At 43.8% G+C, this 24,134-nt stretch carries 21 protein-coding genes; 20 read left to right on the top strand and 1 reads right to left on the bottom strand.

Going from position 1 to position 24,134, the window contains the following annotated elements:
* The first annotated feature begins 46 nt into the window (after positions 1 to 46).
* From BXO88_RS07785 to malQ, 3 genes are all read left to right on the top strand, one after another.
* Entirely contained in the window at positions 47 to 2,047 is a 2,001-nt protein-coding gene (locus BXO88_RS07785) for an alpha-amylase family glycosyl hydrolase (protein ID WP_078037174.1), read from the top strand.
* A gap of 10 nt (positions 2,048 to 2,057) precedes the next feature.
* Positions 2,058 to 4,517: a 1,4-alpha-glucan branching protein GlgB gene (gene glgB, locus BXO88_RS07780; RefSeq protein WP_078037173.1), complete on the top strand. Its 2,460-nt coding sequence runs from the start codon at positions 2,058 to 2,060 to the stop codon at positions 4,515 to 4,517.
* Between the two features lie 152 nt (positions 4,518 to 4,669).
* Positions 4,670 to 6,331, top strand: coding sequence for a 4-alpha-glucanotransferase (gene malQ, locus BXO88_RS07775; RefSeq protein WP_078037238.1), 1,662 nt, complete (start codon positions 4,670 to 4,672; stop codon positions 6,329 to 6,331).
* A 117-nt stretch (positions 6,332 to 6,448) separates the two neighbouring features.
* Here malQ and BXO88_RS07770 read toward each other — a convergent pair whose 3' ends face one another.
* The gene (locus BXO88_RS07770) at positions 6,449 to 7,108 is read right to left on the bottom strand and encodes a hypothetical protein (protein ID WP_078037172.1); all 660 of its coding nucleotides are present in this window, start codon (positions 7,106 to 7,108) and stop codon (positions 6,449 to 6,451) included.
* 242 nt (positions 7,109 to 7,350) lie between these two features.
* Between BXO88_RS07770 and rho the strand changes: the two genes are divergently transcribed.
* From rho to BXO88_RS07685, 17 genes are all read left to right on the top strand, one after another.
* Positions 7,351 to 9,522 carry a transcription termination factor Rho gene (rho, locus tag BXO88_RS07765; protein WP_330395107.1) on the top strand — a complete coding sequence of 724 codons (2,172 nt, stop codon included), beginning with the start codon at positions 7,351 to 7,353 and terminating at the stop codon, positions 9,520 to 9,522.
* Between the two features lie 196 nt (positions 9,523 to 9,718).
* Positions 9,719 to 9,919, top strand: a complete 201-nt coding sequence (gene rpmE / locus BXO88_RS07760) for a 50S ribosomal protein L31 (RefSeq protein WP_036612136.1) — start codon at positions 9,719 to 9,721, stop codon at positions 9,917 to 9,919.
* Between the two features lie 246 nt (positions 9,920 to 10,165).
* Positions 10,166 to 11,212: a DUF1385 domain-containing protein gene (locus tag BXO88_RS07755; RefSeq protein ID WP_078037236.1), complete on the top strand. Its 1,047-nt coding sequence runs from the start codon at positions 10,166 to 10,168 to the stop codon at positions 11,210 to 11,212.
* A 76-nt stretch (positions 11,213 to 11,288) separates the two neighbouring features.
* Complete coding sequence (prmC, locus tag BXO88_RS07750) at positions 11,289 to 12,272, top strand: peptide chain release factor N(5)-glutamine methyltransferase (RefSeq protein ID WP_078037171.1); 984 nt, start codon at positions 11,289 to 11,291, stop codon at positions 12,270 to 12,272.
* 101 nt (positions 12,273 to 12,373) lie between these two features.
* Positions 12,374 to 13,453 (top strand): peptide chain release factor 1, encoded by a 1,080-nt coding sequence (gene prfA / locus BXO88_RS07745; RefSeq protein ID WP_078037235.1) that lies wholly within the window; start codon positions 12,374 to 12,376, stop codon positions 13,451 to 13,453.
* Positions 13,454 to 13,472: 19 nt separating this feature from the next.
* A complete protein-coding gene (locus BXO88_RS07740; protein WP_139355546.1) occupies positions 13,473 to 15,236 on the top strand; it encodes a glycosyl hydrolase family 18 protein in 1,764 nt (587 codons plus the stop codon).
* Between the two features lie 79 nt (positions 15,237 to 15,315).
* Positions 15,316 to 16,425, top strand: coding sequence for an L-threonylcarbamoyladenylate synthase (locus BXO88_RS07735; protein ID WP_078037170.1), 1,110 nt, complete (start codon positions 15,316 to 15,318; stop codon positions 16,423 to 16,425).
* Positions 16,426 to 16,481: 56 nt separating this feature from the next.
* The gene (locus BXO88_RS07730) at positions 16,482 to 16,982 is read left to right on the top strand and encodes a deoxycytidylate deaminase (RefSeq protein ID WP_078037169.1); all 501 of its coding nucleotides are present in this window, start codon (positions 16,482 to 16,484) and stop codon (positions 16,980 to 16,982) included.
* Between the two features lie 95 nt (positions 16,983 to 17,077).
* The gene (gene nth, locus BXO88_RS07725) at positions 17,078 to 17,809 is read left to right on the top strand and encodes an endonuclease III (RefSeq protein WP_078037168.1); all 732 of its coding nucleotides are present in this window, start codon (positions 17,078 to 17,080) and stop codon (positions 17,807 to 17,809) included.
* Positions 17,810 to 17,920: 111 nt separating this feature from the next.
* The gene (locus BXO88_RS07720) at positions 17,921 to 18,172 is read left to right on the top strand and encodes a DUF6472 family protein (protein ID WP_078037167.1); all 252 of its coding nucleotides are present in this window, start codon (positions 17,921 to 17,923) and stop codon (positions 18,170 to 18,172) included.
* Positions 18,173 to 18,230: 58 nt separating this feature from the next.
* Positions 18,231 to 18,797 carry a tRNA (cytidine(34)-2'-O)-methyltransferase gene (locus BXO88_RS07715; RefSeq protein ID WP_206099974.1) on the top strand — a complete coding sequence of 189 codons (567 nt, stop codon included), beginning with the start codon at positions 18,231 to 18,233 and terminating at the stop codon, positions 18,795 to 18,797.
* A 128-nt stretch (positions 18,798 to 18,925) separates the two neighbouring features.
* The gene (locus BXO88_RS07710; protein WP_078037166.1) at positions 18,926 to 20,707 is read left to right on the top strand and encodes a hypothetical protein; all 1,782 of its coding nucleotides are present in this window, start codon (positions 18,926 to 18,928) and stop codon (positions 20,705 to 20,707) included.
* Between the two features lie 108 nt (positions 20,708 to 20,815).
* On the top strand, positions 20,816 to 21,448 hold the full coding sequence (locus tag BXO88_RS07705; protein WP_078037165.1) for a hypothetical protein: 633 nt from the start codon (positions 20,816 to 20,818) through the stop codon (positions 21,446 to 21,448).
* Positions 21,449 to 21,506: 58 nt separating this feature from the next.
* A complete protein-coding gene (locus tag BXO88_RS07700) occupies positions 21,507 to 21,803 on the top strand; it encodes an STAS domain-containing protein (RefSeq protein WP_442944916.1) in 297 nt (98 codons plus the stop codon).
* A 101-nt stretch (positions 21,804 to 21,904) separates the two neighbouring features.
* Entirely contained in the window at positions 21,905 to 23,269 is a 1,365-nt protein-coding gene (gene fumC, locus BXO88_RS07695) for a class II fumarate hydratase (RefSeq protein ID WP_078037163.1), read from the top strand.
* 294 nt (positions 23,270 to 23,563) lie between these two features.
* Entirely contained in the window at positions 23,564 to 23,893 is a 330-nt protein-coding gene (locus tag BXO88_RS07690; RefSeq protein ID WP_242839384.1) for an ArsR/SmtB family transcription factor, read from the top strand.
* A gap of 12 nt (positions 23,894 to 23,905) precedes the next feature.
* Positions 23,906 to 24,121, top strand: a complete 216-nt coding sequence (locus BXO88_RS07685; protein WP_078037162.1) for a cation transporter — start codon at positions 23,906 to 23,908, stop codon at positions 24,119 to 24,121.
* The last annotated feature ends 13 nt before the right edge of the window (positions 24,122 to 24,134 follow it).

Here is a 24,134-nt window from a genome sequence, read left to right as displayed (position 1 = left end):
TATCCGATCCCCATACGCACCATTGGGAGACAAGAGCAGGGGCAAAATGTTTGGATTAAAAAAAGAAAATAATATATATGTATTTGAAGCAGTTGTTCATACTGAACAGCTGTATCTTAATCTCTATGAAGGTAATAAAAAGGTCCGTCAGATCGCGTTCGATCCATCGGAAAGGATAGGAGATGTCTGGAGGCTTGAGGTAGAAGAAGATATCTCCAGGCTCAGCTATTGCTATGAAGCAGACGGGCAGGTCTTCACTGATCCAAACGGAACAGTTTTTGAGGGAAGAAAGAAGTTTGGGTTTCTGAAGGATGGAACCAGGATACTGAAAACTCCTGTGTCAGAGGCTGTGGCTGTACCTGATGAGAGCGCGGAGTGGCTTAAAGACAGACCTCTCGACATACCTTATGACGAAACCATAGTTTACCGTCTTCATGTAAGAGGCTTTACAGCTCATAGTTCCTCAGGGGTGAACAAGGATGTCAGAGGAACATTTCAGGGGGTCATCGAGAAGATACCTTACCTTGTTTCTCTAGGCATAACAGCGGTGGAGCTTATGCCTCCATATGAGTTCAATGAGGTCATGCTTCCGGATTACGGAAGTCAGAATCCCTACAAGACAGAGCTTCGTCCTACAGGACGTATAAACTACTGGGGATTCACAAAGGATGCTATGCAGCTGGCGCCTAAGTCGAGTTTCACCTCGGATCACAAAAACCCAAGAAATGAATTTAGAAAATTAGTATATGAACTGCATCGTAACAGGATAGAGGTTATAGTAGACCTTTATTTCACATACGAGACTTTGCCTGACTACATTACAACTGTCATGCGTTACTGGAGAATCAATTATCATATTGATGGAATTCATATGATAGGTTCCGCACCATACAGTGTTATAGCCAGAGATCCGTATCTCAGCAGATTCAAGATCTGGGCCGACAGCTGGGAAGGGCAGATGCATGAGGGAGACCGATTCGGTGGAGCATACAGACATTATTCTCCCAGATATCTTGCTGATTACAACGACGGCTTCCAGAACGATATGCGCCGAGTCCTGAAGGGTGACGAGAGCATGCTGGGCACTCTTATGAACAGAATAAGATTCAATCCGGCGGACAGAGCAAATATTCAGTACATGGCCAATGTTTCCGGCATGAGTCTTATGGATGCCCTTTCCTATGACAGAAAGCATAATGAAGAGAATCATGAGGATAACCGTGACGGTACCAATCAGAACTATTCCTGGAACTGTGGTGAAGAGGGACCGAGCCGTAAGAAATCTGTGAAGTTACTTAGAAGAAAGATGTGGAGAAATGCCTATCTTCTGCTTATGCTCAGTCAGGGAACGCCGCTTATTAATTCAGGAGATGAATGCGGACAGACAAGGCTGGGAAATAACAATGCCTATTGTCATGACAACACACTTAACTGGATGGACTGGCATCTTATGGAAAAAAACAGTGAGCTTTACGAATTTGCAAAGGGCGCGATCGCTTTCCGTAAGAAGCATAAGGTTTTCCATCAACCGAAGGCTCTCAGGCAGCTTGATTACAGATCTGTAGGTATACCTGATCTCAGTTTCCATGGTGAAAATGCCTGGAGACCTGATATGGAGAACTTCAGACGTCAGCTTGGGGTTATGTATGCAGGCGAATATGCCGATGATGATACATTTCTGGTTCTTTATAATTTTCATTGGGAAAAACATGATTTTCTTCTGGCCCATCCTCCGGTAGGAAAGAAGTGGGCGGTAGCCATAGATACGGCGGCGGACGAGGAAAACGGCATGTATCCAGAAGGACTGGAGCCGGAGCTTGATATATATGAACGGATAGTTGAGCCCAGATCCATAGTTGTTCTTAAGGCTGTGAAGGATAAGTCTTACAGACCTAAGCGGCGCAGAGTGGTACGTGGCAATAAAGAAAAGAAGAGCACAGAAGATAAGCTTAAATCTGATGCTGAAGCATCATTGATGAAAAATAAAGAAGAGATCGTGAAAACGGGCGTAGATATCAAAGCTAAAGCGACCGTAACCGGACACTAAGGAGGAACTTATGACCGAAAAATTATATGATGTGATGAATTGGGCAGATGTGGAGGATGTGACTTATGCGGAGACCGGTGATCCGAAGAGCGTTCTTGGAGCTCATGTAATTCCGGAAGGTCTTCTGATTCAGACATTCATACCGACAGCTAAAGATATCGAAGTTAAGATCCAGGGTGACAAGGTCTATCAGATGGAGCTTGCGGATGAAAATGGTTTTTTTGCCGTACTTATTCCTATGAAAAAGAAGTGGGAAAAGGAGCTGCCCAAGTTCTCTTATCTCATAACATATGACAATGACACAACTACGGAGTCTGAAGATCCGTATACATTTGCATCTATCTATACAGATGAGGATATAAAGAAGTATCAGGCAGGTATCTGGTATGATATCTATAACAAAATGGGTGCACATCCTATAACCATAGACGGGGTTGACGGTGTTGTATTCTCAGTCTGGGCTCCAAATGCAGAACGAGTATCTGTAGTTGGAGATTTCAACCTCTGGGACGGAAGAAGAAATATGATGCAAAGTCTCGGCGGTTCCGGAATATTTGAGATTTTCATACCTCATCTTACTCCGGGAACTGTTTATAAGTACGAGATCAAGTGCCGTCACAAGGAGCCTTTCTTAAAGACCGATCCATACGCCAATGCCATGGAGATGCGACCTAACAATGCTTCCATAGTTGCTGATCTCAGTAAATTCAAGTGGACCGATAAGGAGTGGGAGGATAATAAAAAGACACTTAAGTCATCAGGTCTCAAGGAAAGACCTATGAGCGTTTATGAGGTGCATCTTGGATCCTTCGCAAGGAAGCAGTCACTCGTTAATGAAGATGGAACCTCGGTTGACGGTTCTGAATTTTATAATTACCGTGAGCTTGCAAAAAAGCTTGCAAGCTATGTAAAGAAGCAGGGATATACTCATGTGGAGCTCATGCCTGTCATGGAGCATCCTCTTGATGCGAGCTGGGGCTATCAGGTGTCAGGATACTATGCACCTACAAGCCGTTACGGTTCTCCGGAAGATTTTATGTATTTTATGAACTACATGCACAATGAGGGAATCGGAGTGATTCTTGACTGGGTACCTGCACATTTCCCAAGAGATTCATGGGGACTTGCTCAGTTTGACGGTACAGGACTTTATGAAAATCCGGATCCTGTACTTGCCAGCCATCCTCATTGGGGAACACTGACATTCAACTATCGAAAGAATGAAGTTTCCAACTTCCTTATCGGAAGTGCCATGTACTGGGCAGATAAGTACCATGTGGATGGACTCCGTATGGATGCTGTTGCCTCCATGCTGTATCTTGACTATGGTCGCCAGGGTCAGGGAGCACCGAGGAACATGTACGGTGGAAATGAGAATCTCGATTCCGTAGAGTTTTTGAAGCACCTTAATTCACAGTTCCATAAGATGTTCCCGGGAACATTGCTTATAGCTGAAGAGTCTACAGCATGGCCGAACATCACAGGTTCGGTAAAGGATGATGGTCTCGGATTCGACATAAAGTGGAATATGGGATGGATGAACGATTTCCTCGGTTATATGCAGACAGATCCTTTCTTCCGAAAGGGAAGCTATAACCAGCTTACATTCTCTATGATCTACAATTATTCAGAGGATTTCATGCTTGTGTTCTCTCATGATGAGGTGGTTCATGGAAAGCGTTCACTCCTCGGAAAGATGCCGGGACATACATTTGAAGAGAAGGCACGCAACCTGCGTACTGCTTACGGCTATTTCTGGACACATCCGGGAAAGAAGCTGCTCTTCATGGGTCAGGATTTCGGACAGTATGATGAATGGTCAGAAAATCAGGAGCTGGAATGGAATCTTCTGGAGTATCCTGTGCATAAGGAAATTCAGGATTACGTGAAGGATCTCAATACTGTCTATAAGGAGCATCCAGCTCTTTGGCAGCTTGATTACTATCCTGATGGATTTGAATGGATCAACTGCAGCTACAGCGATCTCTCCATGGTGATGTTCATACGAAAGACGGACAAGCCGGAGGAGACTGTACTGGTAGTTACGAACTTTGATAATATCGCACATCCCAAGTTCAGAGTTGGTGTACCGTTTATGTGTAGCGCCAAGGCACTTCTTTCAACAGATGATGAGAAGTACGGCGGATTCGGTATGGTGAAGCGTACGAAGATCCAGGCAAAAAAGGTTTCATGGGATGAGAGAGATTACGCCATAGACATTGACATCCCATCCATGTCTACGACCATCTATCAGCTCACTCCATGCGAAGAGCCTGAGGAGAAGGCGGCTGTAAAGAGAAGCACTTCAAGAACTACAGTTAAAAAGACAGCCGGTAAGGCTGCAAAATCTGCTTCCGTAAAGAAAACTGATGAAAAAACAAAGACCGGAAGCAAGGTGAGTGCCAGAAAGCCGGTGGCCCCAAAGGCACCGAAGAAAGCTTCCGGAGTTGCCCGCCGCAGAAAAGGATGAATAGAGCTTAATAAATATATGAACTTATGTCGAAATAACCTTAGGGTAGAAACATAAGCGTACAGTTATTTTAGCTTATGACACAGACCCATGGTTTCGGAGCTTCCGGAATAATGGGTCTTTATTTTAGGCTGATTTTTGGAGTATATGATATGAAGAAAGCGGGAATGCTGATGCCTGTGTTTTCCCTTCCGGGAAAATACGGCATAGGAACATTGGGTGAGGAAGCATATAAGTTTATAGATATGCTTTGCGATACTGGCAATAAGATATGGCAGGTCCTTCCTATGGGACCAACGGGATTCGGAGATTCTCCGTATCAGGCATTTTCTGCATTTGCAGGTAATCCGTATTTTATTGATCTTCCGATGCTTGTTGAAGAGGGGCTGTTGTCCGAAGAGGAGCTTGCGGAGTTTGACTTCGGGGATGGTTTGAGACCCGGGCTTGATGCCGGAAACAACGGGAACCATCAGGAGGACAGCCCGTTTGCGGTTAATTATGGAAAGCTGTATGTCAGTAAGACAAAGGCGCTTAAACTGGCTTATGAACATTTTCTGAAAAATGGAGGAGATGTTCCGGGGCTTTGTGAGGATCTGAGGCCGGAAACATTGGAATACTGCCTTTTTATGGCGATCAAGGACAGCTTTAAGGGCGCGAGCTGGGATGTTTGGCCAAAAAAGTTCAGGAACTGTGATGCTAAAGAGCTGGAACTGTTTAAGAAGACACATAAAGAAGAGATCGGCTTCTACGTCTTTTTACAGTACCATTTCATGAAGCAGTGGGGAAAGGTCCATGAATATGCAAAGATCAGGGGGATAGAGATAGTTGGAGATATCCCGATATACTGTGCGCCTGATTCAAGTGATGCCTGGGCACACAGGGAGCTTTTCCAGTATACAAGTGATGGAGAGCCGAAGAAGGTTGCGGGAGTTCCGCCAGATGCCTTTTCTGCCACAGGTCAGCTTTGGGGTAATCCTCTTTATGACTGGGATGTGCATGCTGAGAACGGATATGAGTGGTGGCTCGACCGTATGGATTACTGCTTTGAGATGTATGATATACTGCGGGTTGATCACTTCAGGGGCTTCGAGTCATACTATGCTATTCCATTCGGTGACAAGACTGCTGAAAACGGTGAGTGGGTAAAGGGGCCCGGAATGGGGCTTTTCGAAGCCATGTATAAGCATTACGGAAGAAAGGATCTGCCCATCATTGCAGAGGATCTCGGTATCATCACAGACGAAGTAAGAGAACTTATGGCTGAAGTGGGGTTCCCAGGAATGAAGGTTCTGCAGTTCGCGTGGGATTCAGGTCCGGACAATGCTTTCCTCCCCAATAGTCTGGTGACTACTAACTGTATCTATTACACGGGTACTCATGATAATGATACGCTTCGTCACTGGTTTGAAACACTTCCTGACTGGCAGAGGGAATATATATATAAGTATATGAGCCGTTCTGCAAATGACTGGAATTCTATGCCTGAGCTTCTGATCCGGCTAAGTATGAGCACTATAGCGGATACGGTTATCGTTCCGGCAGCAGACTACCTTGGGTATGGAGCTGACGGAAGGATCAATTTCCCGGGTACTTCGGGAGATAACTGGATGTGGAGACTGAAGGAAGGTGCTTTTACAGACAGTATAAAGAATGTTATAGCTGAGATCGTTGGGGTTTACGGTCGATATCAGAAGGCTTTACCGAAACCGGAGCCTCGTGAAGAAACAGAGATTGCTAATGATAAGGATATCAAGGATGATCCGGATGCTGAAGATCCTGAGATCGTAACAGAAACAGATCAGGGCGCTGTATGATGTTCATACAGCGCCTGTTGTAATAAAAGAAAAACCAGAGGCTTATGCGCCTCTGGTTTTTTGCTGCTTTTAAGCATGCAATGATGTGAATGTCAAACGCTTCTGTACATCTCAGGATCAGTTAATAGAGAAGTTTGCCTGTGCCTGATTCTTTGCAAGATCACTTACATAAACGGTGATGGAATCCGCCGCCATGGAGAAGGTCACTTTTCCAGTGGTCTTGTTAACATCTGTAGGCTTTAAATTGTTTCCGAGACTGTCAACGGCGTAAATGGAATCCCAATCGACACCGGACTGAGTGTCTGAAACTTCAAACTCCAGATATCCGGCTCCGAGAACAACAGAATCCTCGTCAATAACGGGATTTGCTTCATCAAGAAGGTTTATCTGTATGTTCGTGGATTTCGTCATGCTGTTAATAGCTACCGCGGTTACTGTGAGATTACCGTTGTTAGTGAGTGAACACTTATAGCTTGAACCGGTCTTTTCCAAAGGAACTTCCTGTCCTTCTATTGTAGCGGTGACGGATTTCAACGGGATAAGAGAGGAAACCTTAAAAGAAACCTCTGCATTCTGATAATCCTTTGTATCAGGTTCAGAAGCCTCAATGGAAGGGGCCTGAATAACAAAAAGAAGTATGAGACCGTTTATAACTACGTATGGAATCAAAAATCCTAACAGAAAACGGATAAGTCCTGAATGATTAGCCTTAGGCTTCGCGTAATTGCCGTGAGCGGCATAACGTGAGGCGTGTCTATCTGAATAATTTCTTGCCATAATTACCTTTCCAATACTTATATTTTAGCCATAATTCGCGATAAGTATAACAAAATGAAACTTGCGTTACAAGAAGCTTGTTGTTATACTTACTTAATACTTAATTAAATTTTCTAGAAAATTCATTCTTGGGTTCCAGAGTTTTTTCCAATTTTTATAAAGTAAAAAAAGTATATTGAACATATCATAGTACTCTTTCGTAAGTAGTAAATTTGTAATTTGTGCCGCTTTAAGGAGGTTACATGGCAGACGAAAAAGATGAGAAAATGACAGCTGACGAAAAGCCTGTTGTGAAGAGAACAAGAGCTAAGGCGGTCAAAAAAGAGGATTCTTCAGAAGGTGCGGAGAAAAAGACTGTAAGAAAGCCTCGTGGAAGAGCTGCGGCTAAGAGCAGTGAAGTAAAGACTGATTCCGATACTGCTGAGATCAAGTCCGGTGCAGACGCTGAGGAAAAGCCTAAGAAGCGGACAGTGACACGTCGTACGACCAAAAAGACAGAAGAGTCGGAGATTAGAGAAGAAAACACCGAGGTTTCCGGTACTTTAGAAAAGACAGCTGAAAAATCAGACGCAGAAAGACCTGTTCGTAAAAGAACTTCGGGAAGAAAAAGTATATCCAGAAGCAAGGTGGATTCAGAAGCTTCAGGTGAAGATGGAGTATCAAAGACACCCGATACAAAACCGGAGCCTGCAGAAGGGATGGCAGAATCAGCTTTGGAGACAAAAGAATCAGCTATAACCGAGGTTTATGCAGAATCTGCTCCTCTCGCTGAGACAGCTCCTCCGACAAGGACAGATGATCAGAAGGCTGTTGAAAACACAGAGGCAGTTTTTGACAGAGGACAGGAAAACAGAGCAAATCCTCATCGTAAGTCCATCGTTGTGAACAGGAGAGGCATTCATGGAGTGAAGCCTGTCAGAAGCAACGATCATATATCAAGAACAGATGGCATGCAGAGACAGGAACGTTACGTCCGACAGGAAAGAGGTTCAGAAACTGTTGAGCGTGAGCTCAGATATGACAGAGCTGATGCAGGTATCGTACAGGAATATGCATCTAAGGATAGTATGGGGGTGTTCCGACAGGATATACCTAATAAGGATGTACGCCGTATCGAAAAGGAAGCAGCAGACCGCACAGATGAGGATATGGCCAAGAGAGATGCCGAGATAGCCAGAGCAGCGGAGAATGAAAAAACCGATGAGCTGGACAATGAGACTCAGAAGGCTCCTACAGGTAATCCTTGCGGCGGTATACTTGAGGTTATGCCGGACGGATTCGGATTTACAAGATCAGCCAATTTCCTTCCCGGAGACAGTGATGTGTACGTAAATCCTGCCATTATTAAGAGATACAGACTTAAGACCGGAGACGTAATAAAGGGTCTCTACAGAAGTAAGAATCCTAATGAGCGTTTTGGAGCTCTTTCCTATATTGAAACTGTAAATGGTAAACCTCTCAGTGCTTTGGGACAGAGAAAGAATTTTGATCATCTCACACCTGTATTCCCTGACCATCGAATAAAGCTTGAGGTAGAGGGAGAAAAGGCGCCTATAGCATTGAGACTTCTTGATCTTCTTGCTCCTATCGGTAAGGGACAGAGAGGTATGATAGTATCACCTCCTAAGGCTGGTAAGACTACTCTTCTTAAGCAGGTAGCCAAAGCCATAGTTAAAAATGAGCCTAATATGCATCTGCTGATCCTTCTTATTGATGAGCGTCCAGAGGAAGTTACGGACATGAAGGAAGAGGTTGAAGGCGGACTCGTAACTGTTATCTACTCTACATTTGATGAAGAACCATCCCATCATAAGCGTGTGGCAGAGATGACCATAGAGAGAGCAAAGCGTCTCGTTGAGCAGGGAGAGGATGTTACCATTCTTCTTGATTCCATGACGAGACTTGCAAGAGCATACAATCTTGTGGTACCGGCTTCGGGAAGAACTCTTTCTGGAGGTCTGGATCCGGCTGCGCTTCATATGCCTAAGAGATTTTTCGGTGCAGCAAGAAATATGCGTGAAGGAGGTTCTCTTACTATCCTTGCGACAGCGCTTGTAGATACGGGATCACGTATGGATGACGTTATCTATGAGGAGTTTAAGGGAACAGGTAACATGGAACTGGTACTTAACAGAGAACTTCAGGAACGTCGCATATTCCCGGCTATAGACATAGTTAAGTCAGGAACCAGAAGAGATGACCTGCTTCTTACAGAACTTGAGAGAAACGCTGTGGATATAATTCATAAGAGAACTTATGATGAAAAGACAGGAGCGGTTGAAGAGATCATCAATCTTTTTGATAAAACTTCAAACAACGAAGAGGTTTGTCAGTTCATAGTAAACGGAAAGCCTGTTTTGCGTCAGCAGAACCCGAATTCAAGATTGGCAATAAAGATAAACAGACCACAGTGAAATATTTGATATTTGAATAAATCACCGGCTTCATTTCGGTGATAAAAGTAAGTTTGAGACAGTTTCAAAAAGGTATTGCAAATATATTCTTTTTGTGTTAACTTGATAAAGCTTTACTTAAAATCTAAGCATAGCTTTTCATCAGGAGAGATATGCGAATTTATATGGTTGGAAACCATGTAGAAAGAGGTACAAAATGAGACAGGATATTCATCCAAAGTATTATCAGGCAACAGTTACATGTAACTGTGGTAACACATTCGTAACAGGCTCAACAAAGCCAGAGATCCACGTAGAAGTTTGCTCAGCTTGCCATTCATTCTATACAGGCAAGGAGAAGTCAGCTAACGCTGCTGGTCAGATCGATAAGTTCAACAAGAAGTTCGGTCTTAACTGATAGGTGGACAAGACCGGTATATGACCGGCGTCTGATAAAGATCAGGATTGAAAGAGTACATGCGCTGCATGTACTCTTTTTTCTTTGCTGAAATGATAAGTGAATTTCTGGTCAAAGCTTAACAAATAATTCACATTAGATTTATTGAATAAGAGAGGTATTTCGTATACACTAATTGCCATGAAAAAAACTACGATTCTGACTTCGATTTCGAAGATAGATATAGATGATGTAAAGGCAGATGATATGACAGATAGAATAAATCCAGAAAATATTTTATCCGGGACAGGATGCAGTACAGCAGACAAGTGCCGGGGGCAGGTTTACAGCGGAATAGGCGGTCAGGCGGTTCTCGAGGGAATGATGATGAGAAACGGCGCAAAGTATTCAGTAGGAGTACGAAAGTCTGACGGAAGCATTGAGGTCATGGAGGATACCTACGTTTCTATGACTGACAAGTATCCTATATGTAAGGCACCATTTATAAGAGGAATCTTTTCCTTTGTGGATTCCATGGTGCTTGGAACCAAATGTCTTAACTACAGTGCGTCTTTTATCGAGGATGATCCGGAGGATCAGGATAAAGAGCCGGGTAAGTTCGAAAAATGGCTGGAGGATACCTTTGGAGAAAAACTGGAATCTGTGATCTCAGGTATAGTGATGATTTTTTCATTTGCTCTTGCGATGGTGCTTTTTGTACTTCTTCCTGCATGGGTAGCGAGCTTTCTTAAACCGTTCCTTCCTCATGAGTCACTTCTCGGATTTATAGAGGGAATAATCAGAGTCACACTGTTTGTTATTTATATTAAGATAGTTTCCCGTACACCTGATATCGCCAGAACCTTTCAGTATCATGGTGCGGAGCATAAATGCATAAACTGTGTTGAGCACGGTCTTCCCCTTACGGTAAGGAATGTTGCGGCATCGAGCAAGGAGCATAAGCGTTGCGGAACCAGCTTTATAGTGTATGTCATGCTCATTTCCATACTGCTTTTTATGGTGATACGTTTTGATGATATCTGGCTTAAGCTTGCAAGTCGTCTGGTGCTTATACCGGTGATAGCAGGAATAAGCTATGAGGTGCTTCGTATAGTGGGAATGTATGATAATGCGCTGACCAGAATTCTCTTTATCCCGGGCATGTGGATGCAGGGACTTACCACCAAGGAGCCTGATGACAGTGAGATAGAGGTGGCTATAGCTGCAGTTGAAAAGGTTTTTGACTGGCGTAAATTTGAGAAGGATACCTTCGGAATTGATTTTCAGGATAATGATGGTGCAGGAGAGCAGTAGAGATCTGTGAGGCATAGCATAGTCTGAAGAAAATAGCAGATGTTGAAACTTCGATAATTAAGCGGGAGAAAATAATATGCAGATCACTACCTTCCGAAAGCTGCTTTTGGAAGCTTCGGAAAAATTGAAGGATGCAAATGTCCCGGACCCGCGTTTTGATGCGCGGGCTCTTCTTATGTCTGCCTTCAGTATAAATTCGGCACAATTTCTTTTGTATGAGGAAAGTGAGCCTGAAGCTCTTGTTCCAGGAGTGCTGAAGGATAAGGAGCTGCTGGAAGAGGCATACAGGACATTTTATAAAAATATAGAGAGACGTGAGAAAAGAGAGCCATTGCAGCAGATCCTGGGAACCACGGGATTCTATGGACTTGATTTCAGGGTCACAGCGGATGTTCTTTGTCCGAGAGCAGACACAGAGACTCTTATAGACGGAGTTCTCGGAAATCTCATGTATGATAATATCCCTGAAAAGTACAGGTATATGAAGGAGCGGGTTGATAAGTTGACATCCGGAAGACAGATTGTGGACAACGAAGGACCAGAGCTTCTCGATATGTGCACCGGATCGGGGTGCATAGCTATCACACTGGCCAAATTCGGTCATTTTCAGAGCGTAACAGCTGTGGATATCTCAGAAAGCGCATTAAAAATCGCAACATATAACAGAGACATTATCCTGAATGACGGAGAAAGAGAAAAAGTCAGGCTGATACACTCGGATATGTTTTCTGAGGTATCCGGCAAATTTGATGTGATAGTTTCTAATCCCCCATATATTCCCTCAAGGGTAGTGGATACCCTCGAGCCTGAGGTGAGGGATTTTGAACCGAGGATAGCTCTGGACGGAACCGGGGACGGACTTAAGTTCTATCGTATACTTGCGGCGGAGTGTCCGAAGTACCTTAAGACAGGTGGATATGTATTATTTGAGATAGGATACGATCAGGGTGAAGCCGTTTCGGAACTTTTGAAAGAAGCCGGCTTTAAGGATGTTATGGTAATTAAAGATTTTGGCGATAATGACAGAGTGGTCATGGGACAGATTCAGGTCTTCCGGTGAATACAGAGTTTATATAAGTCTGGATACTGAGGATATTGTACGATCATATATGAATAAAGGTGGACTCGATTCGTGTATGACTAATGGAGGTAAATATGGATATGTTTGACCGTCTTGAATCCATTTCGAGACATTATGAGGAAATACAGCGCTTTATGACAGAGCCTGATATAGTTAATGATACAGAGAAGTATCTCAGGATGATGCGCGAGAGCAGTGATCTTGAGCCTTTGATCAGCACCTATAAAAAGTATAAGGATGCAGTACAGTCGGAGAAGGATTCTCTTGAGATACTGGCTTCAGAAAAGGATCCGGATCTGGTGGAGATGGCAAAGGAGGAGCTTCAGCAGGCTAAGGCAGATCAGCCTGAGCTTGTTAAGGAGCTTCAGATTCTGCTTCTTCCCAAGGATGAGAATGATGATAAGAACATTATCATAGAAATAAGAGGCGGAGCCGGAGGAGACGAGGCGGCGCTTTTTGCCTATGAGCTCTATCGTATGTATATCAACTACGCGGAGCGCCGGGGATACCGCACAGAGCTTGTTTCTGCCAATGAGACCGGAATCGGCGGTATGAAGGAGGCTGTATTTATCGTAACCGGCAAGGGTGCCTATTCCAGACTTAAGTATGAGGCCGGAGTTCACAGAGTACAAAGAGTGCCGGTGACTGAGTCAGGAGGACGTATTCATACGTCTACAGCTACTGTTGCTGTCATGCCTGAAGCTGAGGATGTTGATGTGGAGATCAATCCTGCTGATGTAAGGATGGAGGTATTCAGATCATCAGGTGCCGGTGGACAGCATATCAACAAGACTTCATCTGCCGTTCGTCTCATACATGTACCTACGGGTATGGTGGCAGAATGTCAGGAGGAGCGTTCTCAGGTACAGAACAGAGAAAAGGCCATGCGTCTCCTTCGCGCCAGATTATATGAAATAGAGTATAATAAAAAGCAAAATGAGGCTGCTGAAGCCAAGCGTTCACAGGTTGGTACGGGAGATCGTTCAGAAAAGATAAGAACTTATAACTTCCCGCAGGGAAGAGTTACGGATCATCGTATCGGACTGACACTGTATTCTATCGAAAAGATATTGAATGGAGATCTCGATGAACTTCTGGATCCTATCATTTCCGCAGATCAGGCTGCAAAGCTTGAGGAATTGAACAAAGAAGTAATGTGATCTTCAAGGAGACGACATCGTGGCTAGAGAATTAAAGAGTTTGAGAAAAAGACAGAGATCCAGAAAGAAATCCTCCGGTGGCAGCGGAAAGCTGCTTCCGTTTATTGCTGTCATCATAATGTTGCTTACTGTTTCCGTGGCGGGGCTTTATTTTTATGACAAGAAGTATGCGCCATCCAGGGAACAGGCGGATAAGACCGAGTATTTTGGTGTCAGTGGTGATGATGTTGCACTTTTTCTCAATGATGCTCAGGCTCTAAAGGAAGATGGTACAGCCGTTAAGGCGAAATGCATAAACGGAGGTCTGTTCATACCATATGAATGGGTGATGTCGGAGTTGAACAGAAGATATTACTGGGCGAAGGATATTAATTCCATACTTTATACCCTTCCCGAGGAGACGGTGAAATATGGTCTCGGAGATACACTGAAGGATGGATCGACGGCATTTATATGCATGGGTGATTCTACAGAAAGTCTTTATCTCAACATCAAGCTGGTGGCAGAATATACGGATATAAGCTATAAAAGCTTTCTTGAAGATGAAACCAAGAGAGTTTTTATCTCCAATGACTGGGGTGAGTATAAGTCTGCGGATATAAAGAGGAAGGAAGCAGTGAGACTTCTCGGTGGCGTAAAATCCAAAGTTCTCACCAATCTGGAGGCCGGTGAAAAGGTAAAGGTCCTTGAGACGCTGGAAAAATGGAGCAGGGTCGTTACAGAGAATGGCTATATAGGATGGCTCAGAAATTCCCATTTAACTGAAGCTGAAAAGGTGACTCCAGAGAGCAGCTTCAAGGCTCCTGAATACAGGCATATCATCAGGAACGACGGAAGCAAGGTGGTTCTCGGATTCCATCAGATAACATTGACAGAGGCCAATGCTTATCTTGAAGATATGACAGAGGATGCTACAGGTATGAATGTTGTAGCCCCGACATGGTTCGTTCTTACGGGGGATGACGGAAGCTTCACCTGCTATTGGACCCAGGATTATGTGGATAAGGCTCATGCAAAGGGATATCAGGTATGGGCTACGGTAAACAATTTTGACGGCGGTGATATTGACGAATCGGTTTTCCTAACAAGCACAGCACTTCGAGGAAAGCTGGTGGAAAATCTCGTGGCTACGGCTGTAGCTGGAGGAATAGATGGTCTCAATATAGACTTTGAGCTTATTCCGGAGAGGCTGGGCAGAGATTATGTTCAGTTTATGAAGGAGCTGGCTGTTGCATGCCGTAAGGCAGGTATCATTTTGTCGGTAGACTGTTACGTTCCGTATTCATATAACAGTTATTATGATATAGAGCAGCTGGGAGAGAATATAGATTATGTTATCATAATGTGCTATGACGAACATTATGCCGGAAGTGAGGCAGGAAGTGTTGCGTCTATAGGATATCTCAACCATGCTATTTCAGAGACTCAGAAGATGATGGATCCGGAGAGGGTTATAATCGCAGTTCCTTTCTACACCAGAGTATGGGTGACCGATCAGGAGAACAAGACCACATCAGATGCCATGGGAATAAAGGCTGCTCTTCAATGGGTCGAGGAAAACGGAGTTCAGCTGAGCTGGAACAGCGAGGTAGGACAGAACTACGGAGAGATCCAGGATGGAGACAAGCTTAAGAGAGTATGGATGGAAGATGAAAGATCTTTGAAGCTGAAGCTGGATGTCATAAAGGAAAACGGCTGCGGAGGAGTCGCGGCATGGAAGCTTGGACAGGAGCCGGCAGGCTTATGGTCCATACTTGATCTTAACAATGTATCAGGTTCATAATTCAGATTTGAATATAGATAAAGTGAGTCATATACGAGCTCAAGTGGGCTGATCTGATGAGTGACTCATGGAGGTAATAATGGAAACAATAGTAAAAGGTATGGAGGGCGTAGAACAGGCCGCAGAGATAATAAAGAACGGCGGTCTTGTGGCCTTCCCTACAGAGACTGTATACGGTCTGGGAGGAAATGCCCTGGATCCTGAAGCCAGTCGAAAGATATATGCAGCGAAGGGGAGACCTTCGGATAATCCTTTGATAGTACATGTGTCATCTATTTCAGAGGTGCATCCACTGGTATCGGTTCTTCCTGAGGCCGCCGAGAAACTTATGGAGGCATTTTGGCCCGGACCTCTGACCATCATTCTGCCAAAGTCAGAGATAGTACCGTATGAGACAACAGGTGGACTTGAAACTGTCGCCATACGCTGTCCTGAGAACAAGGTCACACTTTCCTTTATAAAGACTTCAGGCCTTCCTATAGCAGGACCAAGTGCCAATACTTCGGGAAAGCCAAGCCCTACAGAGGCTACGCATGTTCTTCATGATCTTAACGGAAAGATAGATATGATACTTGATGACGGACCGGTAGGTATCGGTGTTGAGTCAACCATCGTAGATATGTCGGGAACGGTTCCTACATTGTTGAGACCGGGAGCTATAACGGTTGAGGATCTCAGTGAGACTCTCGGAAGAAAGGTTGAGATCGATCCTGCGATAGTTGCAGGAGGCGTAAACGAAGGTGTACGTCCAAAGGCTCCGGGAATGAAATACCGTCATTATGCACCTAATGCCAAAATGGCTCTTGTAAGCACAAAGCTTCTAAAGGCAAAAGATTATGAAGTCAGTGAAGAAGAGAGACTTCAGGCTGACAGACAGGTTTCGGATTTTATCAATGAGCTTGTTGAAAAGGATGAAGCGGCAGGCCTTAGAACAGGTATAATCTGCTGTGAAGAAACGAAGGAGCTGTACAGGAAGGTTCGGGATAATGCTTCTGATATAAAGGTAATCGGTCACCGTGACCAGCCTTTATCCATGACCCATGAGCTCTTCAGAGTGCTTCGTGAATTTGATGACGATAATGTGGACAGGATCTATGCCGAGAGCTACAGCGACAGAGGCGTAGGTTTCGCACTTATGAACCGTATGAGAAAGGCTGCGGGAATGACAGAGTTCCTTGCGGATGAGTGATAAAGTATCGAACCGGCTGTTTCTTCAGCCGTGGTGAAAAATAAAGGAGAAAAAGTATGGAAGACAGCGGTAAGAGAAAAGATTATATAACCTGGGATGAATACTTCATGGGAGTTGCAGAGATGTCGGCGCGTCGTTCAAAGGATCCTAACACACAGGTTGGAGCCTGCATCGTAAGCTCAGATAACAAGATCCTTTCCATGGGATACAATGGTTTTCCTAAGGGATGTTCTGATGATGACTTCCCGTGGACAAAGATGCATGCCAAGGATGATCCTTACAATGCCAAGTATTTTTATGCGACCCATGCGGAGCTCAATGCTATTTTGAACTACCGGGGAGGTTCCCTGGAGGGAACAAAGCTTTATGTAACACTGTTCCCGTGCAATGAATGTGCAAAGGCACTTATTCAGGCCGGTATCACTACACTTATATATTATTCAGACAAGTATGCCGATGATGCTGCGACGAAGGCCAGTAAGAGGATGCTGGATGCTGCGGGAGTCAGATATTATCAGTACAAGCCTACAGGCAGAAATATTAGCCTCGAACTTTAAACAGTAAAGCCGTTTTTTTGAGTGTTGTCTGTAAGCTTTTACTTTTCTTAAAGAGTAAAGTTTCCGGTCTTTGGTGATCTGGGAGGATCAAAACTATGTTTGTAAAGGGTGAAAGCAGGGCGGACAGAACGCTGAGAGTTGACAGGATAATGGAAAGGCTGGATTCCCGTTATGGAAGCGAGCCGCCTATTTTTTTGAAGAGCAGTAACGCATGGCAGCTTTTGTTTGCAACCATACTCAGTGCGCAGTGTACTGATGAGAGAGTCAATAAGGTGACTGAGAAGCTGTTTAAGAAATATATAAATCTGGAGGCATTTGCGGAGGCGGATATATTAGAGCTTGAAGAGGATATCAGATCAACAGGCTTTTATCACAATAAGGCAAAGAATATAAAGGCCTGTGCAGGGGCACTTTTGGAAAGATTTGCAGGAGTGGTTCCTGACACCATCGAAGAGCTCACCTCACTTCCCGGAGTAGGAAGAAAGACCGGAAACCTGATTCTGGGGCATATCTATAACAAAAATGCCATAGTTGTGGATACTCATGTAAAGAGGGTGTCCAACAGACTGGGACTTGCGGACTCGCAGGATCCCGAGGAAACCGAGTATCAGCTTAATGATACAGTTCCGGAGCAGTACTGGATCAGGTGGAACACCCATATCATTTCACTGGGAAGGAGTTACTGTAAATCTGCCCATCCTGATTGTGAGGGCTGTTTTGTCAGTGATCTTTGTCCAAGCTGCGGAAAAGAGGATATACTCCAGGCAACAAGAGCAGGAGTTACCAGCGGAAAGAGCAGAAGAGCTTCCGGAAAAAAAGCTAAGTAAGTCAGGGTTTTTGAGAAGAGCGGAGAGCATGATCAAGCATGGATTTCAGAGATAAATTGAAATGACAGTTTTTTCTGAAACGATGCAATATGTGAGAGAAAGAAGAGCGATATGTCAGAATGCGAAATGTGTTCAAATTACACATATGATGATGAATATGATGAGTGGTGCTGCGATGCTGATATCGATGAAGATGATGTGGCACGTATGTACAGCGGCAGAACCAGACACTGCCCATACTGGCACAGCAATGACGAGTACAGAACTGTAAAGCATCAGTCTATAGGTCATCTGCCGGGATACAGTGATTCCGGTCGTTTTATAGATGATCTTCATGATGAACTTTCGGATGGCGAGGTCTAAGGGACCTCGCTTTTCCCATGTATATTAATAATGATTTTTTTGAAAAGGAAAAATAGAAATGTTGAATATAGTTTTACATGAGCCTGAGATACCATTTAATACAGGAGCCATAGGCAGGACCTGTGTGGCAACAGACACAAAGCTTCATCTTATAAGACCTTATGGTTTTGAAATAAGTGACAAGTATGTTAAACGTGCCGGAATGGACTACTGGGAAAAGCTTAAGCTGTCCGAGTATATGGACTATGAGGATTTTCTGGCAAAGCATCCGGAGATACATTTTGCCGATGAGTTTTCGCAGGAGACTCCCGGAGCTGATGATTCAACTGACAATGTACAGCCGGAAGCTCCTAAGCTTTGGTTTGCCACCACAAAAGCTCAAAATGTTTACAGTGATGTTCATCTTGGACCCAATGATTTTATTATGTTTGGCAAGGAATCTGCCGGTATACCGGAAGAGATACTTGTTGAGCATCCGAAATCCTGTATCAGGATACCCATGTGGGGAGATATACGTTCTTTAAATCTCAGCAATTCTGTTGCTGTGCTTCTTTATGAGGCATACAGACAGAACGGGTTTGAAAAACTCAATAAATATGGTGAGCTTCACAGACTGCATTGGTGATTTTCAGAGTATAAACAAGTATACTTATAATAATTCCTGGTCAGTGAATCGTACATATCTGTGACTTTTCACTGGCCGATGGGTTGAAATTTGATTTACATATTTAATGACAGCTGAAGGGAGCTAGAATGCGTCGAAATCTGAAGGAGGAAAGGTCCGACAGAAATAACGGAACGGCAGGATTTCGTAATAAGCCAAAATCAAAAAGAAGAAGTTTCGGTATAGGTAATGCTTTGATGATAGCCGCGCTGATCGCGGCAGCAGGATTTTTTGTTGTCGAGAGAGGATATGCGCCTGAATGGCTTCAGAGGATCAGTACCGGTGTTATAAGCAGAAAATCTAGTCTGGATTCGGATACTTATGAAAGCTTTGATACAGATGAAACGATAAAGCCGACAGAAGTTCCGGATCCGGGAAAGGATACAGGATGGGTCTACAGAGGCAATAAGTGGTTCTATCTTGATGACGACCATGAGCCTCTTACAGAGCAGTGGATAGACGGCATATACTATGTGGATGAGAATGGTGCTCTTCTCAGGGATGCAACTGCGCCAGATGGGCGAAAGGTGGATAGAAACGGTGAAGTCGTAAGCATGACAGGCAAGGCTTACGGCGCGTATCTCGATGAGCTTAAGAGACTTGAAAAAAAGTACGGGAAAACAGGTATAGTAAGCTCTGCATGCTCCAGAGAAGATGATGTTTACAAGGATATGGTCGGTGTAGGACTGGTAAAGCTTATAGATTTCAACAGGGACGGACTGGATGAGATGCTTATGGCTTACTATGATCTCGGAGATAGGCATTATCACTTCAGAATCTACGGATACAGGGATGATGAACTGAAGATGTTCGTGGATGAGATCATGGGCGGAAACGGCCATCCGATGGTGTATTCTGTTGGGACAGAGACACTGGATGCAGGCGAGGAATATGTGGTTACCCATTACGGTGTAAGCAGGCATCGCATATTCGGCTTTGATACCGAGGGCAATTTTGTAAAGCTTAAGGACATAGGTCTCAGGAAGATAGATGGTGAAGATAAGAATGATTCGGAGGTTGCCAGAGTTACGGAATCCTGGCTTTCCGATAATGAAAAAAGCTATTCTATGACCATGCTCACCGATCATCAGGAAAGAATAAATGACATAATAGCTGTAAAGAGAACCCTCAGGACAGGTGCCAATGCTTCAGAGAAGGACAGCAGTACCATAGAAAAGGCACCGCAGGATTATCCTGATAAGGCGAAGGAATATACTACCCAGCAGCTGACAGAGGCGATTTATGCCGAGACCAGTGACAAGATAATAGATTACATATATTCCGATTTTAATGGTGACGGAGCGAGAGACATGGTTGCCATGACCATCAGATATGCTCATTTTGAGACTGAAGAAGGCTTGACCAGTGCTCCGGATGAGGATGATGTTCCGGTAGAATTTGACGGAGGCTATGACTATTATGCTACCTGGTGGTATACGGATGGAGAGGAAACGTATTCATTTTATGATTTTACCATCCCGGTCATGACAGGCTTAAGGCTCTATTCCGTTGAGACAGATGCGGGTAATCAGCTTGTTGCTACCATGTATTGGAGAGATTCTATAATGTCTCACTATACACCCGGAGAGATCATAAACAACGGCAGAACGCCATATGTTATCGATGCATACGGAACCACAGGAAGGACTACCTCTACAGAGAGTACGGGAATCATCTACAGGTTCTCCAGGGAAGAAGGCGCTGTAGAGATGTTCAATGAAGCGGGATACAATTTTTCCGTTCCTTCACGTAACTGTATCCAGTATGAGCATGCGTCCTACAGTTTCGGTCAGGACGGGACAACATATGAGGACTGTTCATATGGAAGTCTCAGGTACGATGGTGCTATGAACAGATGGGATATTTTTTAGAAAATACCGGTATTTCATAAAAAAACAAATGGTACAGCAGGGCTTTAATGTTGTAAAATATAGATATATTCAATTAGTTCGGTTATATGCTTGAAAGGAGAGGGTGACATGCAAAAAACAGAAATATTGAATATCAACAGTGATGAAGAGATGGCTGCAGAGGCATTGAAGGCGGTTGATGAATATATCAGTGGTCAGGATCTGGATAAAAAGAAGGCTTTACATCTTAGGCTGATTGCTGAAGAGACTGTCGGCATGGTTAAAGCCATGACGAGAGAATATGAAGCACGTTTTTGGATCGAAAAAGAAGGAGAAGAGTATAGATTAAAGCTTCAGATAGAGACCGTCATGGATAAAGGCAAAAAGGAATCTCTTCTGTCTGTTTCCAAGAGTAAGAAAAACGAATATGCAAAGGGCTTCATGGGAAAGATCAGTGATATAATAGAAGACGGATTGTTGAGCTTCGATGAAAGCATGAAACTGCAGCAGGAGTATGGATCACCTATGCCTTACTATGATTTCATAGGTATGGGAATCATGGGAGAGATGCCAACTGCAGGAGTACCTATGATGTGGTCTCTGAGCAATTACCGTGACTCTCTTGAGGGTGCACAGGAGTCAGATGAAGTACAGGAAGCTGCCGATGAGCTGGAAAAGTCAATAGTGGCAAGTCTTGCAAAGGATGTTATAGTCGGTATAAGAAGAGATACTGTGGATCTGACTATTGTCTTAGATAAGTGATGTTTTTTGATCGGATTATTATTTGATAAATCTTTATATAAAGGAGAGATAGAATATGCTGAACATAACAAAGAAGAAGGAAGATACCAAGCTTGATATTGCTTTAGAGGGACGTCTTGATACCACAACTGCTCCTCAGCTTGATGAGACTGTCAACGCAGAGATAGAGGGTGTGAAGGAGCTGAACTTTGATTTTTCAGCTTTAGAGTATGTTTCCAGTGCAGGACTCAGAGTACTTCTTTCAGCGCAGAAGAAGATGAATAAGCAGGGAAGTATGGTTATCAGAAATGTTTCTGAAGAGATAAATGAGATTTTTAATGTAACCGGCTTCTCAGATATTCTCACTATAGAGTGATAAAATTATTTCGTATTTTCAGGTCAGACTATGATGTCTGACCTTTTTGCATGTTATACTTCTATTTGTTGTTTTTAAAACTTCTTGGATAGGAGCAAAAGATGGAATACAGAATCGAACATGACACCATGGGGGAAGTAAAGGTTCCGGCAGATCATTTCTGGGGAGCCCAGACAGAGAGATCTTTAGAAAACTTTCGTATAGGAACAGAGACCATTCCGCGAGAAGTCATCGAAGCCTTTGCAGTTCTTAAGTCGGCGGCAGCAAGCGCAAATCAGAAGCTGGGAAAGCTTTCTCCGGACAGGGCTCAGGCTATAACAGGAGCTTGCAGAGACATACTTGACGGAAGATATCCTGATGAATTTCCGCTCAAGGTATGGCAGACCGGGTCAGGAACTCAGTCGAACATGAACCTGAATGAGGTCATAGCTCACATCGCTATGAATGATCATCCTGAGGTAAACATTCATCCAAACGATCATGTTAATATGTCCCAGTCTTCAAATGATACCTTCCCTACAGCTATGAATATGGCGGCGGTTATGGCTATACATAAGAATCTGATTCCTGCCATAGACGTGCTCATAAAGACCATGGAGCGTTTAGAAGATGAGAACAGGGATGTGATAAAGATAGGACGTACACATCTTCAGGATGCGGTTCCTCTCAGATTCAGTCAGGAGATTTCAGGCTGGAGAGGGATGCTTCAGGAGTCAAAGGCTCATATCATCGAGGCATCTGATCATCTTCGTAATCTTGCCATAGGAGGAACAGCAGTTGGAACAGGACTTAACTGTCCTGAAGGATTCGATGAAATATGTTGTTCTGAGATCTCCGATATGACATCCCAGAAATTCATCTCAAGCAGCAATAAGTTCCATGCCCTTACATCTAAGGATGGATATGTTTTTACCAGCGGTGCGCTGAAGGGACTTGCTGCAAATCTCATGAAGATAGCCAATGATATCAGATGGCTTGCCAACGGACCAAGATGCGGTCTTTCTGAGATAAGCATACCTGAGAATGAGCCCGGAAGCTCCATCATGCCCGGAAAGGTGAATCCTACACAGTGCGAGGCCATAACCATGATAGCCATACAGGTAATGGGAAATGATGGAACCATAGGTATCGGAGCGTCGCAGGGTAATTTTGAGCTCAATGTTTTCATGCCGGTGCTTGCATATAACATGATGCAGTCTATCAGATTACTTTCTGATGGAATCATTTCTTTTGAGAAGAACTGTGTATCCGGTATAAAGGCGAACCGCAGCAAGATGGAACAAAATCTTCAGAATTCTCTTATGCTGGTCACATGCCTTAGCCCATCTATCGGCTATGAGAACGCAGCAAAGTGCGCACACAAGGCTTTTGAAGAGAACACAACTCTTAAAGAAGCGGTTCTGTCTCTCGGATTTATGAGCAGCGAGGAATATGACAGCACTGTAAGACCTGAAAAGATGGTCTAATATTAAAATGTTTAAAGTGTCAGCTGTCAGACGTATATTCATATGACAGCAGTTGATCTTCTTTCAGATGATCAGTCTGACGAGAGATGCATCCTGAAATAAATGGATACATCTCTTTTTTTTGTTGACAATGTTATAACATATGATAATATATTCATATGAGCGTCGATTCATTTAACTCCCGGCATTGTAGGCTTGATCCGGTTTGTATTCATACAAAAAGAGCATTTAAGCCTGCATAACAGGATAAAATGTCAGCTTTTGACACAGATTGTGTCAGAAATGGAGTAAACAGTGGCAGAAGAATATGATGAGAAAAAGATAGATCATCTCATTCAGAACGTTTCCGAGGATGAGCTCAGCGACCTTGCAGAGCTTTTCAAGGTATTCGGAGATTCCACCAGAATAAAGATCCTGTACGATCTTTTTCAGGGAGAGAAGAACGTGACTGAGATATGTGATGATCTAGAGATGAACCAGTCGGCTATATCCCATCAGCTTAAGATACTGAAAACAAGTAAGCTGATAAAATCACGACGGGATGGAAAGGCCATGTATTACAGCCTTGCTGATGATCATGTTAAGGTTATCATCGCAATGGGCAAGGAGCATGTTGAAGAGTAAAGGAGAAAGAATATGAAAAAGAAGTTCAAATGTGAGATCGATTGTGCCAACTGTGCTGCGAAGGTTGAAGAGGCAGTGAAGAAATTAGACGGCGTTAATGATGCAAAGGTAAATTTCGTGATGCAGAAATTTACACTTGATGCGGATGAAGAGAAGTTTGATGAGATCCTTAAGCTTGCTATAGAGACAGGAAAGAAGATAGAACCTGATTTTTCTGTAGAATTATAATTCCTTCTTTTTT

It is taken from the genome of Oribacterium sp. C9 (assembly GCF_002007235.1).
Taxonomy (GTDB): Bacteria; Bacillota; Clostridia; order Lachnospirales; family Lachnospiraceae; genus Oribacterium.
The sequence above is the reverse complement of the archived record's forward strand: the minus strand, read 5'-3'. Positions and strand labels throughout refer to the sequence as shown.